Raw genomic sequence first — 12,966 nt, forward strand, 5'->3', positions numbered from 1 at the left:
CCGCGCGAAACCGCCGCTGCAGGCGGCGGACCGGCCGCGTCTCGCATTGAGTTGAGCTGCGCTGCCAACTGCTGCATTTCAGCTGGAGTCACTGGTCGCGTGACGCTGGTGCCCATGGCGCTGCTTCTCCAAGGTCGGTGCGATCCGGCGAGCGGAGCGTGGGAAAGATTTCGTAGGTGACGTTGTGGGCTGACCGCCATGTCTTGAGTGGGGGGCTGCTCAGATGAGGCTTGATGAGCTCGGGCGTCACCACGAAGACATAGAGCTGACTGCCATCGATGACGAACGTGAGTTCGTGGCGCAACAGGTCAGCCGGCAGTCGATTGCGCAGGTCCACGCGCACGTGGAAGGTTTCGCCGGTCGCTTTCAGGCGCCATCTCACGTACAGAAACTCACCAAAGGGCATGGCGCCAAAGACGGCGCTCGCAGGCAGCAGTCCGCGTTCGATCTTTTGGGAGGTCATGAGGTAACTGTCGCCGTAGGCGTACTCCAGCAAGGTGGCTTGCGGATGCCAACGGTCTCGCCAGCCGTCGTAGGTGAGGCCATGCACCACGAGGCGCGGCCGCGTGGCGCATGCGGCCAGTGCCACCAGCAGCAGCGCCGCACTGACGCGCAGCAGGGCCCTGGCTGAGAAGCCGCCGTGTGTGGCCCGAGTGACCATCACGCCCATGGGCGGCTCAGTGCAGTTGAATGATCGGCGTCCGCTGCGCACCCTTCGCGAGACCGATCCAAAAACTGAATCAGTCCGGAGCGCTTTCCAAGGGAGGCATGCCCATCCGTTCGCAAGATCGCCGCGCACCATGAGTTCCAGTCCATGTTCCCTCGATCTGCCCGAAATGAGGTGCGACTTTAATTCGACGTGACTAATGTCCGTGTCAAAGATGACACTTAAGTTTGATGCACACTGTCGACCCTTAGAAGGAGACCTCTCAATGGATCGCCGTCTCGTCACCTCTCGCTCCAATCCTTGGATACAGCTCGCAGCCGCCAAGCTGGCAAGGACGTCCATCACCCCCAACCAGATCTCCGTAGCGAGCGTGCTCTTCGCGCTGCTGGTTCCCGCAGGGCTGTTCGGAATCGATGGGGTCGCTGGAGCAGCCGTGGCGATCGGCGGGATTCAATTGCGGTTGCTAGCCAACGTCCTCGATGGATTGGTTGCGGTGGAAGGCGGCAAGGGCTCACGGGTCGGCGCCCTGTACAACGAGTTTCCGGATCGCATCGCCGATTCCATCGTTCTAGTGGCTTTCGGCTACGCGGTGTCGCAGCCCGCGCTCGGCTGGCTTGCTGCCTTGCTCGCTGCGTTGACGGCCTACGTTCGGATATTCGGCGGTTCCCTGGGCCAAGCGCAGTCCTTCCTGGGCCCGATGGCCAAGCAGCATCGGATGGCGGTGGTCACGGTGGCCTTGATCGGCATGGCCGGACTGCCGACAGCATGGTCGGCGAGGCTCTCGCTGGCCTGCCTGCTTCTCATCGTGGGCGGCGCCGCGTTGACCTGCATCCGTCGAACGCGCGCGATCTGCTCAGGATTGCAGGGGCAGCCTCAGTGACCCGTCGCCCTCGCTTTCATCGTTTGCTTGGCGAGTCGCTGTGCGTCGTGGTTCGATTTCTCATCGGGGCCTACCCGGCGGGCAACGAACCCGACGGCCCCGAGCAGACCCTCTACTTCGCCAATCACACGAGTCATCTGGACACCCTCACGCTGCTGGCAGCCCTGAGCCCGGGTGCACGCGCACGTACGCGGCCCGTGGCCGCACGTGACTACTGGTGTGCGAGTCCCCTGCGGCATTGGGTGGCCGAGAAGGTGCTCAACGTGGTGTTCATCGACCGCCAACGACAGGCAGGCGACCCGCTGGACCCGGTGCGAGCCGCGCTGGCCGAAGGCTGGTCGCTCATCATGTTTCCCGAGGGCACGCGTCGAGACCAGCAACTTCCCAGCGAGTTCAAGAGCGGCATCTACCGCCTGGCGAGCGAGTTCCCCGATTTGCACCTGAAGCCCGTCTACCTGGAGAACCTCCACCGCATCCTGCCCAAGGGATCCATGCTGCCGCTTCCTCTCATCAATCGGGTGCACTTCGGCCAGGCGCTTGCGCGTTTGCAGGCCGAGGACAAGACCACTTTCCTGGCCCGCGCGCATGCCGCCGTCTGCGAGCTGTGTCCGGGCACTGAACCATGACGCCTTTCTGGACACTCGCCGCGGGTATTTCCGCGTTTCTTGTGCTCGCCACTTTCGTCTCGCGGGCGTTGACCTGGAGCGTCGGTGCCACACCAACGATCCGAAACCTCAACGACCGGATCGCCGCCTGGTGGGCGTGGCCGTGCCCTTGCTGGCCATGGGCAGGATCGCAACCACCTCGTTGTTTGCCCTGATGTCGTTCATGACGCTGCGAGAGTTCGTCTCCCTCACGCCCACGCGAAGGGGAGACCGGCTGGCCATGTTCCTGGCCTTTTTCGTCGCCATTCCCTTCCAGTACGCCCTGACCGGCGCAGGGTGGTACGGGCTGTTCGCCGTCATGCTGCCGGTCTATGGGTTCTTCCTGCTCGCGGCGGTGTCGACCTTCGACGGGGACACGCAGCACTTCCTGGAACGCGTCGCCAAGATCCAGTGGGCCGTCATCGTCTGCGTCTATGGCGTCAGCCATGCGCCCGCCTTGCTGTTCCTCGATATCCCCGGGTATGACAGCGGCAGCGGTGCGCTCCTGCTGTACTACCTGCTCATCGTGCAGATGTCGGACGTCCTGCAGTACGTCTGCGGAAAGCTGTTCGGCCGCCACAAGGTCGCACCCGTCCTGAGCCCGAACAAGACCTGGGAAGGCCTGCTGGGAGGCGGCGCCCTGGCCACGGCGCTGGGCGCGGCGCTGCATCCGTTCACGCCGTATTCGATGGAGCAGGCTGCGCTCATGGCGCTGGCGGTTGTCGTCACCGGCTTCTTCGGTGGCCTGGTGCTTTCAGCCGTCAAACGCTCGCTGGGTGCGAAGGATTGGGGTTACAGCATTCCTGGGCACGGGGCATGCTCGACCGCCTGGACTCGGTGGCGTTCTCGGCCCCCATCTTCTTTCACCTGACACGCTGGGCGTTCGTGCCGTAGTCGTCCGGCGTGGCGAAGCCGGCCGAGGGTGTCGGGCCAAGGATGTCGCTGCTGCGAGCTTGAGCACCAACCCATCCGACAGGCGCCTGCGACACCTGCTCTTCATGGTCGCTTGCAGCGGTGTGCCATGCGCCCGACGGGCGCCGCCCCCTCACCCCTTGGGCCGAAACTCCATCATCAACGGGCTGTGCACCCGCCCATCGAGGTCGCGCGGCAGAACCTGCGTGCGGTCCAGGGCGCGCAGCACGGCCTCGTCCCAACTGGGCACGCCACTCGACTTGGTGATGCGGCGCGCGGTGATGGTGCCGTCTGGCGCCATGCGCACCTCGACCTCGGTGCTCGGATTGCCCGCGACCAAATCGGTGAAGACGATGTTGGGCTTGACGCGAGCGCGGATGCGGCCGGCGTAGGAGTCGGATGGACCGGTCGATCGCATCGCGGTGCCGGTGGCGGTGGGACCGCCGCTGGCGCCGGCCAGGCCCTGCATGCGGCGCAGGTTCTCCTCGCGCAACTGCTCCATGCGGCGGGCTTCCTGCTGCTCTTGCGCCTCGCGGCGCTTGGCTTCTTCGCGCTTCTTCTGCTCCGCGGCCAGCCGCTGCTTTTCTTCCTCGCGCTTTCTCTGCTCGGCCAGCTCGCGCTTGCGCGCCTCGGCGCGTTCGGCCTCCAGGCGCTTTTCCTTCTCTTTTTCAAGGCGTTCGGCTTCCTGGCGCTTCTGGCGTTCGCGCTCGGCCTGCAACTGCTCCTGGCGGCGCTTTTCCTCGGCGGCGGCTCGTTCCTTCTCGCGCTGCAGCGCGATGTCGGCTTCGTTTGGAGGCGGCGGCGGCGGCGGCGCCTGCACGGCGGGAGCAGGCGGCGGCGGCGGCGGTGGCGGGGGGGCTTCGATTTCACGGGGGGCGGCCTGCTGCACGTTGGCGGCCCACAACTCCGCTTCGGCGTTGAGGCGGTCCGGGTCGTCGCGCCAGTTCACGCCCCAGGTGAGCGCGCCGACCAGCACCAGGTGCACCAGCACGGCCAGGCCCACCGACCGGGCGCGGCCGGGCGGTGGGGGCGGGGCGTAGCGGTCTGAAGGTCCTGCCATCAGCCTGCCCGTCACCGGTCGGGTGCGAGCTGCACGGACAGCCCGACCCGTTGCACGCCCGCGCGTTGCAGCGTGTCCATCAGCCGCACGACGGATTCATAGCGCACGCTGCGGTCGGCGCTGATGACCACGGCGACGCTGCCGGCGGGCTTGCCTGCTTGCGCATTGAGGACCGCGGAGCGCACGTTGACCGCGGAGAGCCGTTCGGCGCGGCCATCCAGCCGCATCTCGAGCGACTCGTCTTTGTTGACCACGATTTCGATCTTCTCGTCCGGCTGCCGGCTGGCGCTGCCGATGGAGGGCAAGTCGATCAGGCTGGGCGTGATCAGGGGGGCGGTGACCATGAAGATGATCAGCAGGACCAGCATCACGTCGATGAACGGGACCATGTTGATCTCGTTCACGGCACGCCGGCCCCGGCCGCGGGAGGAGACGTTCGGCATGGCTCAGCGGAAGATGGGCGCCTGCGGGGCGGCCGCTTGCGCGATGGCCGGGGCGTGCGGCGCGGCGCTGCTGGGCGCTTGCGCGGCGGCCGCGCCGGCGTTGCGGTGCAGGATGTTGGAGAACTCCTCGATGAAGGTTTCCAGGCGGATCGAGACGCGGTCGATGTCGCGCGCGAACTGGTTGTAGGCCAGCACCGCCGGGATGGCCGCGAACAGGCCCAGGGCCGTGGCCACCAGGGCCTCGGCGATGCCGGGGGCCACGGTGGACAGCGTCACCTGCTGCAGGCTGGCCAGCCCGGTGAAGGCATGCATGATCCCCCACACCGTGCCGAACAGGCCCACGTAGGGAGAGACCGATCCGACCGAGGCCAGGAACGAGAGGTTGCTCTCGGCCGAATCCAGCTCGCGCTGGTAGCTCGCGCGCATGGCGCGCCGGGCGCCCTCCAGGAGGATGGCCGGGTCATGGATGCGCCCGGCGCGCAGCTTCTGGTACTCGCGCATGCCCGAGGCGAAGATGCGCTCCATGGGGCTGGCGCTGCGGGGGCTGTGCGCGGCCGAGGCGAACAGCTCGTTCAGGCTGGTGCCCGACCAGAACTCCCGCTCGAAGTCGTCGTTGAGCGAGCGCATGCGCTTGAGGGAGAAAAGCTTCTGGAAGATGGCGGCCCAGCTGGCGATGGACACGCAGATCAACAGAAGCATGACCAGTTGCACCACCCAGCTGGCACCCAGGACCAGCTGGATGATGGACATTTCTTGATTCATGTCTTGTCGAGGAGCGATTCAATGACGATGGATGGGATTCTGGCAGGCTGAAGCGTTGCCGCTTCGACCCAGCCGAGACGGATGGAACCTTCGGCCATCAGCTGGCCGCTGGATCTGCCTAGCGCCTGCTGGGCCACCACCAGGGAGGCTTTGCCCGCGCTTTCGATCCGGGCCGTGATGATGAGCTCATCGTCCAGCCGTGCGGGCCGAAGGTAGCGCACCGCAGTCTCGCTCACCACGAAGATACCTCCGGTTTCATCGCGCAGGCGGCTTTGGTTGAAGCCCAGCGCCCGCAGCCATTCGGTACGGGCGCGCTCGAAGTACTTGAGGTAGTTGGCATAGAACACGATGCCGCCGGCGTCGGTGTCCTCCCAATAGACGCGGATGGGGAAGGAAAAGCTCATCCGGTCATCTCGCGCAGCATGTGCAGCCGCGACACCGCCTGCTGAAGCTGTTCCATGGAGCTGGCGGTGGAAAACCGCACGAAGCGCGCCGTGTCGTGGCTGCCGAAATCGCGCCCCGGCGTGATCACCACACGGGCCTGGCGCATCGCGGCGAAGGCGAACTCCCAGCTGCCCTCCAGGCCCATGCGCTCGCACCAGCCGGAACAGTCGGCCCAGGCGTAGAACGCGCCATCGGGCACCACCGGCACCGGCAGGCCGAGGGCCTGCAACCGGGGCACGAACCAGTCGCGCCGCGCCTTGAACTCGGCCCGGCGGCGCTCGTACTCGGCGATGCTGTCCGGCTCGAAGCAGGCCAGCGCCGCGTGCTGCGCCACGGTGCTGGGGCAGATGAAAAGGTTCTGCGCCAGTTGCTCGATGACCGAGACCAGCGCCGGCGGCACCACCATCCAGCCCAGCCGCCAGCCGGTCATGCTGAAGTACTTGGAGAAGCTGTTGATGCTGATCAGGTCGTCGCCCAGGTGCAAGCCGGTCTGGCCGAAGGTCTCGTCGTAGGACAGCCCGAGGTAGATCTCGTCCAGCAGCGTGATGCCGCCGCGCGAGCGCACCACCTGGTGGATGTGTTCGAGTTCCCGCGGGTGGATGGACGTGCCGGTGGGGTTGGACGGCGACGCCAGCAGCACGCCGCGGGTGCGATCGCTCCAGTGCGCCTCGACGGTGGCGGCACTGAGCTGGAAGCGCTCGGCGGGGCTGGTGGGCACGAGAACGGCGCGGCCTTCGGCCGCGCTGATGAACTGCCGGTTGCAGGGATAGCTGGGGTCCGGCATGAGGATCTCGTCACCGGCATCGACCAGGGCCAGGCAGGCGAGCTGCAAGGCGGCCGAGGCCCCCGCCGTGACGATGATCCGCTCGGGCGCGACAGGCAGCCCGAAACGCTGGCCGTACCAGTTGGCAATGCGCTCGCGCAGCTCGGGCAGGCCCGTGGCCGGCGTGTACTGCGTCTTTCCTTCCGAGATGGCGCGCCGGGCGGCCTCCTGGACCAGGGGCGGGGCCGTGAAGTCGGGTTCGCCGATGTTCAGGAAGATCATCGGGTCCTGCTCGGGCCCGCCCTGGCGCGCGAGTTCGCGGGCCGCCTTGGCGACCTCCATCACGTAGAAGGGCTCGACCCGCCGGGCCCGCTGGGCGATGCGCATGGGTCAGGCTTTCCGTCCGGGGTCGGCCCCGGTCTCCAGCGGTCGCAGGCGCGGTGCCAGGCCGTTGAGGACCGCGTTGACGTACTTGTAGCCGTCGGTGCCGCCGAATTCCTTGGCCAGCTCGATGCATTCGTTGAGGACCACGCGCCAGGGCACCTCGGGCGCGTGCTGGAACTCCCAGGCGCCGATCCACATGACCGCGTGCTCGATGGGCGAGATCTCCTGCAGCTTGCGATCGAGCAAGGGGACGATCAGCGCGTCGAGTTCGGCCGCCTCGCGGATGGCACCGTGCAGCAGCGCGTCGTAGTGCACCGAGTCGGCCTTGTGGAAGCCGGCCAGGTCACGGGTGAAGCGGTCGATGGCGTCGGGCTCGTTGCCGCCGACCAGGTGCTGGTACAGGCCCTGCAGCGCGAATTCGCGCGCGCGGGTGCGGGCCGACTTGGCCGAGGCCTTGCGCGCGCCATCGGCGGTCAGGCCGCGTGCAGGTTTGGCCGGCCGGCCGTCTTCAGGTGTCGGGTCTTGGGTCATCGAAGGGATTGCAGCAGCCGGGCCATCTCGACCACGACGCGGGCGGCATCGGCGCCTTTTTCGAGCTGGCGGGCCTGGGCCTGCGCCTCGTTCTCGGTGGTGAGGATGGCGTTGGCGATGGGCAGCCGGTGGTCGAGCGACACGCGGGTGACGCCCGCGCCGGACTCGTTGGCCACCAGTTCGAAGTGGTAGGTCTCGCCGCGAATGATGCAGCCCAGGGCGATCAACGCGTCGAAGCGGCCGGTGGCGGCCAGGCCTTGCAAGGCCGTGGGGACTTCGAGCGCACCGGGCACGCGCAGGTGCGTGATGTCGGCCTCGGCCACGCCCAGCCGCTGCAGCTCGGCGCGGCAGGCGCCCGCCAGCGGTTCGGTGATGGCTTCGTTGAAGCGGGCCTGCACGAGGCCCACGCGAAGGCCTTGGCCGTCGAGTTCGCCGGCCGTGCCTTTGTCAGCGCCAAGCATGAGGTGCGCCGTCCTTTCTGAAAGCGGTGTCTGGATTCATTCGGGTCTCTGCAGGTAGCCGGTGATTTCGAGGCCATAGCCGGCCATGCTGGGCATGCGCCGCGGCGTGCCCATGAGGTTCATGCGGTGCACGCCGCACTCGCGGATGATCTGCGCGCCCACGCCGTAGGTGCGCAAATCCATGCGGCCGCGTTCGGGAGCGTGCGACGCGCGAGCCGTGCCCTCGAACTGCGCGACCAGCTGTTCGGCCGATTCGCCGGCATTGAGCAGCACGGCGACGCCCCGGCCTTCACGGGCGATGTAGGCCAGGGTGGCATCGAGCGGCCACGAATGCATGGAGCGGCCGACCTCCAGGGCGTCCAGCACCGACAGCGGTTCGTGCACGCGCACCGGCACCACGTCGTCGGGTTGCCACTGGCCCAGCACCAGCGCCAGGTGCACGCCCTGGCTGGGCTTGTCGCGCCACATGTGCGCGGTGAACTCGCCCTGCGCGGTGCGCAGCGGCCGCGAGCCGAGCTTCTCGACCAAGGACTCGTTGCGACTGCGGTATTCGATGAGGTCGGCAATGGTGCCGATCTTCAGCCCGTGTTCGGCCGCGAACAGCTGCAGGTCGGGCAGCCGCGCCATGGTGCCGTCGTCCTTCATGATTTCGCAGATGACCGAGGCGGGGGTGAGGCCGGCCATGGCGGCGAGGTCGCAGCCGGCCTCGGTATGGCCGGCGCGCATCAGCACCCCGCCGTCCACTGCCTGCAGCGGAAAGATGTGGCCGGGCTGCACCAGGTCTTCGAACTTCGCCTGCGGGTGCACCGCGGCACGCACGGTGCGGGCGCGGTCGGCGGCGCTGATGCCGGTGGTCACGCCTTCGGCCGCCTCGATGGAGACGGTGAAGGCGGTGGCGTGCTTGGTGCCGTTTCGGGTGACCATGGGCGGCAGCCGCAGGCGCTCGCAGCGGTCGCGGGTGAGGGTCAGGCAGATCAGGCCGCGGCCGAAGCGGGCCATGAAGTTGATCGTGTCGGCCGTCACATGGTCGGCCGCCATGACCAGGTCACCCTCGTTTTCGCGGTCTTCCTCGTCCACCAGGATGACCATGCGGCCGGCGCGCAGCTCGGCGACGATGTCCTCGACCGGCGAGATGGCGACCGGCGTGACGAGGGGCGAGGTGAGGGCGTTCATGGGTGTGCTTTCGGAGACTGGGCGGCGCCGAGCATGCGCTCGACATACCGGGCGATCAGGTCGATTTCGAGGTTGACGGGCCGTCCCGGCGCGAGCTCGTCGAGGGCGGTGCCCTGCACGGTGTGCGGAATGAGGTTGATGCTGACCTCGCAGCCGTTGTCGAGGTCGCGCACGCGATTGACGGTCAGGCTGACCCCGTTGATGGTGATCGAGCCCTTGTAGGCGAGGTACCTGGCCAGCTCGGACGGGGCCAGCACGCACAACTCGATGCTCTCGCCCACGGCCTCGAAGCGCGTCACCTGGCCGATGCCATCGACATGCCCGGAGACGATGTGCCCGCCCAGGCGCTCGTGCGCACGCAGGGCTTTTTCGAGGTTGACGCGCGCGCCGGCATCGGCCAGCCCCGCGGTGCGGGCCAGCGATTCGGCCGAGATGTCGATGGTGAAGTGGCGGGCGCGCAGGTCGAGCGAGGTGACCGTCATGCAGGCGCCATTGATGGCGATGCTGTCGCCCAGGCCGACATCCTCCAGGTAGCCGGCTGGCGCCTCGAGGGTCAGGCGCTTGCCGTGCTGCAATGAGCTTCCGAGGTCATGGATGGCGGCGATGCGCCCCACGCCGGTGATGATGCCGGTGAACATCGGCGCATTTTCGCAGGATTGGCGCAGGGGCCGCCCGAGCCTCCTCAGAACGCGTCCCGACCGGCGACGCGGGCGACGATGCGCAGGTCGGGCCCGACCGGTTCGGCAGACAAGAATGACAGCCCGATCCCCGCGCCCAGTTCGGACAAGGGGCCGAAGGCGGCCATGCCGCGGCCGGCCCCGAGCAGGCGGGGCGCCAGGTAAACCAGGAACTCATCGACCAGGCCGTCGCGCACCAGCGATCCATTGAGCTTGTGCCCGGCCTCGACATGCAGCTCGTTGACCTCCCGCTGGGCCAGGTCGCGCAGCATGGCGGCCAGGTCCACCTTGCCGCCCACGCCGGGGCGCGACACGACCGTCGCCCCCTGCGCTTCCAGCGCCGCGCGGCGGGCAGCGTCGTCACTGGCGGTGTAGACCAGCACCGCGCGCCCCGGCTGCAGCAGCCGGGCGCCCGGAGGCAGCTCGAGCCGGCTGTCGACCACCACCAGCAGCGGCTGGCGCGTGGTCTCGACCAGGCGCACGTCCAGCATGGGGTCGTCCTCCAGCACGGTGCCGATGCCGGTGAGCACCGCGCCGGCGCGAGCGCGCCAGCCGTGGCCATCGCGACGCGCGGCCTCGGAGGTGATCCATTGACTGGTCCCGTTGCTGAGCGCGGTGGTGCCGTCGAGCGAGGCGGCGATCTTCATGCGCACCCACGGCATGCCGCGGACCATGCGGCTGAAGAAGCCGAGGTTGAGCTCGCGCGCGGCTTCGGCTCCGGGACCGATCTCGACCTCCACGCCTGCCTGGCGCAGGCGCTGAAAGCCGCGACCTGCCACCCGGGGATTGGGGTCGCCGACCGAGGCGACCACGCGGGCGATGCCGGCCGTGACCAAGGCCTCACAGCAGGGGCCGGTGCGCCCCACGTGCGAGCAGGGCTCCAGCGTGACCCAGGCCGTGGCGCCGTGCGTGTCGTGGCCGCGCGAGGCCGCATCGCGCAAAGCCATGACCTCGGCGTGCGGACCCCCCGTGGGCTGGGTGTGCCCTTCCCCGAGCACCGTGCCGTCGGGTGCCGTGATGACGCAGCCCACGCTCGGGTTGGGAGGGGTGTGCGTGGCGTGGTTGCGTGCGAGGACCAGCGCGCGTTCGATCGGCGGGGGCAGGGCAGGGGGCTGTGGCATCGGTTGGGCGGCGGCGAAAACAAGATTGTCGACTGAGCCGGATGCACGCTAAAGTTCGCGTCTCGAAATTTAAGTTTGAATGGGCATGGGGAGCGAGCGAGGATTGACGTTGATCGAGTTGATGGTGGGGCTGAGCATCGCCGCCATCCTTGCGGCCATTGCCGCGCCGAGCTTCCGGACGCTGCTGGCACGGCGCGCCGTCGAATCGGCGGCCGCGGACTTCATGGCTGACTTCCGGTATGCGCGGACCGAGGCGCTGAAGCGGGGGCATCCTGTCTCGGTCTGCGGCAGCAGCGATGGCCTCGCGTGCACCCACAGCAAGGACTGGCGGGGCGGCTGGATCGTCTTCGCAGACCGAGATGCCAACCGCCTGGTCGACGCCGGCGAGGCGGTTCTGAGGGTGCAGGGTGCCGCCAGGGGCCTGCGGGAGCTGCTGGTCGATCGCGGCGCAACCCCGTCGTCCTTCACCTTCCACCCGAATGGGCTGGCCAACGGCGTCTACGCCAGCGTGAGCATCAAGGCCAGCGGTGCCGACCCCGAGATCAGCCGATGCGCAAAGGTGTCCGGCCGGGGGCGCGTGGTGCTGCTGCCCGAGGGAACGACTCCATGCTGATCCGCCGAAGCCGCGCGCGAGGCGTCGGCCTGATCGAGCTGCTGGTCGCCATCGCGGTCACCTCCATCGGCCTGTTGGCCCTGGTCGCGTCGCACCTCAGCGCGCTGCGCAGCGTCAAGCAGACCCATCACGCCAGCGTGGCAACCCAGCTGGCCACGGACATCGTGGAGCGCATGCGAGCCAATGGGGGACGAGACCAGGCGGGGGACTACGTGTTCACCAACTCGTGGTCAGGCCAGGCGCAGGTGCCGAAGACGGAGCCGGCTTGCGCGACGAAAGCCGTCACTTGCAGTGCGGCGGAGATCGCGGCCGACGACCTGCTTCAATGGCGCCAGTCCGTTCGCGCGCTGTTGCCGGAAGGCTCCGTCTACATCGAGAAGGATGCCATCGTCACCGACGTGATTCGGCTGTGGCTGGCCTGGCGCGACCCCGCCAGCGCCAGTGACGAGGATGTGGCGGACACCACGGACTGTGCCCAGCTCAAGGCAAGCGCGGGCGACGGCATCCAATGCCTCTTCCTGCGGGTCAAGCTATGAAGCGAGCTGCGCAAGCCGGAATCGGCCTGATCGAGCTGCTTGTAGCCATGGCCATCGGCTTGTTCGTGCTCGGAGCCGTCCTCACGGCGTATCGCTCCAGCGCGAACAGCGGGCGCATGACGGCCGCCTTGGCCAGCATGACCGAAGAAGCCCAGCTGGCGCTTCAACTGATGTCGCGTGACGTGCAGATGGCCGGGCTCGTGAACGTCAAACAGGTCGACGACGTCAATGGACAGCTGGCCTTCAAGCAAACCGCGTTCAATCCCATCAAAGGGTGCGACAACGCCCTGGCGGACGCCACCGTCGGTTTCGCGAATGCGACCTGCCACGCCAACGCGACCAATGGCAAGGGAGATCAGGGCCCCGCGATCGAGGTGAACCTCGAACTCGATCCGTTCACCAGTGCCTTGACCGGGGCCAATCTTCCGATCGATTGCACCGGCACCAGCATTCCAGCGGCGGATCCACAGTCGGCGAGCCACCGTTACTTCGTGCGCACCGTCGACGGGATCCCCAGCCTGTACTGCGGCAGCGACCGCGGCAATCCGGAGCCCTTGATCGAGAACGTCTCCGCCTTGGGCCTGCGCTATGGCGAGGCGAGTAACTGGAATCGGGCCGATCGCTCGACGCAACATCCGGTGCGGTACGTGACCGCAGCCGATGTGACGAACTGGAGCCAGGTGGTCGCCGTGCGGATCTGCGTGTTGATGCGAAGCGCGAGCCCGGTGCTGACGGACGAGGATGACCTCGGCTACACGGACTGCTCCGGTTTGGCGCAGACACCGAGCGACAAGCGCCTGTACCGGGCGTTCTTCTCCACGGCAGCGGTGCGACGCAAGGTGGCGAATTGATGCGCCGGGCCCGTTCATCGCCTTGCGTCACCTGCCACCGCGGG

General features: G+C 67.8%; 16 protein-coding genes and 1 pseudogene. 6 read left to right on the forward strand and 11 right to left on the reverse strand.

The window, feature by feature from the left end; translation table 11 throughout:
• Positions 1 to 88: 88 nt before the first annotated feature.
• On the reverse strand, positions 89 to 670 hold the full coding sequence (locus JI739_RS08970; RefSeq protein WP_201683547.1) for a hypothetical protein: 582 nt from the start codon (positions 668 to 670) through the stop codon (positions 89 to 91).
• A gap of 262 nt (positions 671 to 932) precedes the next feature.
• Between JI739_RS08970 and JI739_RS08975 the strand changes: the two genes are divergently transcribed.
• From JI739_RS08975 to JI739_RS08985, 3 genes and pseudogenes are all read left to right on the forward strand, one after another.
• Positions 933 to 1,547: a CDP-alcohol phosphatidyltransferase family protein gene (locus tag JI739_RS08975; RefSeq protein WP_236589430.1), complete on the forward strand. Its 615-nt coding sequence runs from the start codon at positions 933 to 935 to the stop codon at positions 1,545 to 1,547.
• Positions 1,548 to 1,585: 38 nt separating this feature from the next.
• A complete protein-coding gene (locus tag JI739_RS08980; protein ID WP_435531597.1) occupies positions 1,586 to 2,173 on the forward strand; it encodes a lysophospholipid acyltransferase family protein in 588 nt (195 codons plus the stop codon).
• Positions 2,170 to 3,085: pseudogene (locus JI739_RS08985) on the forward strand (phosphatidate cytidylyltransferase). Before JI739_RS08980 ends, JI739_RS08985 begins: the two are co-directional and overlap by 4 nt.
• Before the next feature lie 151 nt (positions 3,086 to 3,236).
• Here the strand turns inward: JI739_RS08985 and tolA are convergent.
• Genes tolA through ribD form a run of 10 tightly spaced genes read right to left on the reverse strand, consistent with a single transcriptional unit; the run spans position 3,237 to position 10,922 of the window.
• On the reverse strand, positions 3,237 to 4,163 hold the full coding sequence (gene tolA / locus JI739_RS08990; protein ID WP_201683549.1) for a cell envelope integrity protein TolA: 927 nt from the start codon (positions 4,161 to 4,163) through the stop codon (positions 3,237 to 3,239).
• A gap of 11 nt (positions 4,164 to 4,174) precedes the next feature.
• Positions 4,175 to 4,606 carry an ExbD/TolR family protein gene (locus JI739_RS08995; protein ID WP_201683550.1) on the reverse strand — a complete coding sequence of 144 codons (432 nt, stop codon included), beginning with the start codon at positions 4,604 to 4,606 and terminating at the stop codon, positions 4,175 to 4,177.
• 3 nt (positions 4,607 to 4,609) lie between these two features.
• Complete coding sequence (gene tolQ, locus JI739_RS09000; RefSeq protein WP_201683551.1) at positions 4,610 to 5,368, reverse strand: protein TolQ; 759 nt, start codon at positions 5,366 to 5,368, stop codon at positions 4,610 to 4,612.
• Positions 5,365 to 5,772, reverse strand: a complete 408-nt coding sequence (gene ybgC, locus JI739_RS09005; protein WP_201683552.1) for a tol-pal system-associated acyl-CoA thioesterase — start codon at positions 5,770 to 5,772, stop codon at positions 5,365 to 5,367. The genes tolQ and ybgC overlap by 4 nt, the downstream gene beginning before the upstream one ends.
• A complete protein-coding gene (locus tag JI739_RS09010; protein WP_201683553.1) occupies positions 5,769 to 6,962 on the reverse strand; it encodes a pyridoxal phosphate-dependent aminotransferase in 1,194 nt (397 codons plus the stop codon). Before JI739_RS09010 ends, ybgC begins: the two co-directional genes overlap by 4 nt.
• A 3-nt stretch (positions 6,963 to 6,965) precedes the next feature.
• On the reverse strand, positions 6,966 to 7,490 hold the full coding sequence (gene nusB / locus JI739_RS09015; RefSeq protein ID WP_201683554.1) for a transcription antitermination factor NusB: 525 nt from the start codon (positions 7,488 to 7,490) through the stop codon (positions 6,966 to 6,968).
• Positions 7,487 to 7,951: a 6,7-dimethyl-8-ribityllumazine synthase gene (gene ribH / locus JI739_RS09020; RefSeq protein WP_201683555.1), complete on the reverse strand. Its 465-nt coding sequence runs from the start codon at positions 7,949 to 7,951 to the stop codon at positions 7,487 to 7,489. The genes nusB and ribH overlap by 4 nt, the downstream gene beginning before the upstream one ends.
• Positions 7,952 to 7,987: 36 nt before the next feature.
• Complete coding sequence (gene ribBA / locus JI739_RS09025) at positions 7,988 to 9,124, reverse strand: bifunctional 3,4-dihydroxy-2-butanone-4-phosphate synthase/GTP cyclohydrolase II (protein WP_201683556.1); 1,137 nt, start codon at positions 9,122 to 9,124, stop codon at positions 7,988 to 7,990.
• Positions 9,121 to 9,762 (reverse strand): riboflavin synthase, encoded by a 642-nt coding sequence (locus tag JI739_RS09030; protein WP_201683557.1) that lies wholly within the window; start codon positions 9,760 to 9,762, stop codon positions 9,121 to 9,123. Before JI739_RS09030 ends, ribBA begins: the two co-directional genes overlap by 4 nt.
• Positions 9,763 to 9,806: 44 nt before the next feature.
• Positions 9,807 to 10,922: a bifunctional diaminohydroxyphosphoribosylaminopyrimidine deaminase/5-amino-6-(5-phosphoribosylamino)uracil reductase RibD gene (ribD, locus tag JI739_RS09035; protein ID WP_201683558.1), complete on the reverse strand. Its 1,116-nt coding sequence runs from the start codon at positions 10,920 to 10,922 to the stop codon at positions 9,807 to 9,809.
• A gap of 85 nt (positions 10,923 to 11,007) precedes the next feature.
• On the opposite strand from ribD, the gene JI739_RS09040 reads away from it, so the two are divergent.
• Genes JI739_RS09040 through JI739_RS09050 form a run of 3 tightly spaced genes read left to right on the forward strand, consistent with a single transcriptional unit; the run spans position 11,008 to position 12,922 of the window.
• Positions 11,008 to 11,535, forward strand: a complete 528-nt coding sequence (locus JI739_RS09040; RefSeq protein ID WP_255520209.1) for a GspH/FimT family pseudopilin — start codon at positions 11,008 to 11,010, stop codon at positions 11,533 to 11,535.
• A complete protein-coding gene (gene pilV, locus JI739_RS09045) occupies positions 11,529 to 12,071 on the forward strand; it encodes a type IV pilus modification protein PilV (protein ID WP_201683560.1) in 543 nt (180 codons plus the stop codon). The genes JI739_RS09040 and pilV overlap by 7 nt, the downstream gene beginning before the upstream one ends.
• Positions 12,068 to 12,922 carry a PilW family protein gene (locus JI739_RS09050; RefSeq protein ID WP_201683561.1) on the forward strand — a complete coding sequence of 285 codons (855 nt, stop codon included), beginning with the start codon at positions 12,068 to 12,070 and terminating at the stop codon, positions 12,920 to 12,922. The genes pilV and JI739_RS09050 overlap by 4 nt, the downstream gene beginning before the upstream one ends.
• Positions 12,923 to 12,966: the final 44 nt, after the last annotated feature.

The sequence above is a fragment of the Ramlibacter aurantiacus genome (genome assembly GCF_016722895.1).
Taxonomy (GTDB): Bacteria; Pseudomonadota; Gammaproteobacteria; order Burkholderiales; family Burkholderiaceae_C; genus Ramlibacter; species Ramlibacter aurantiacus.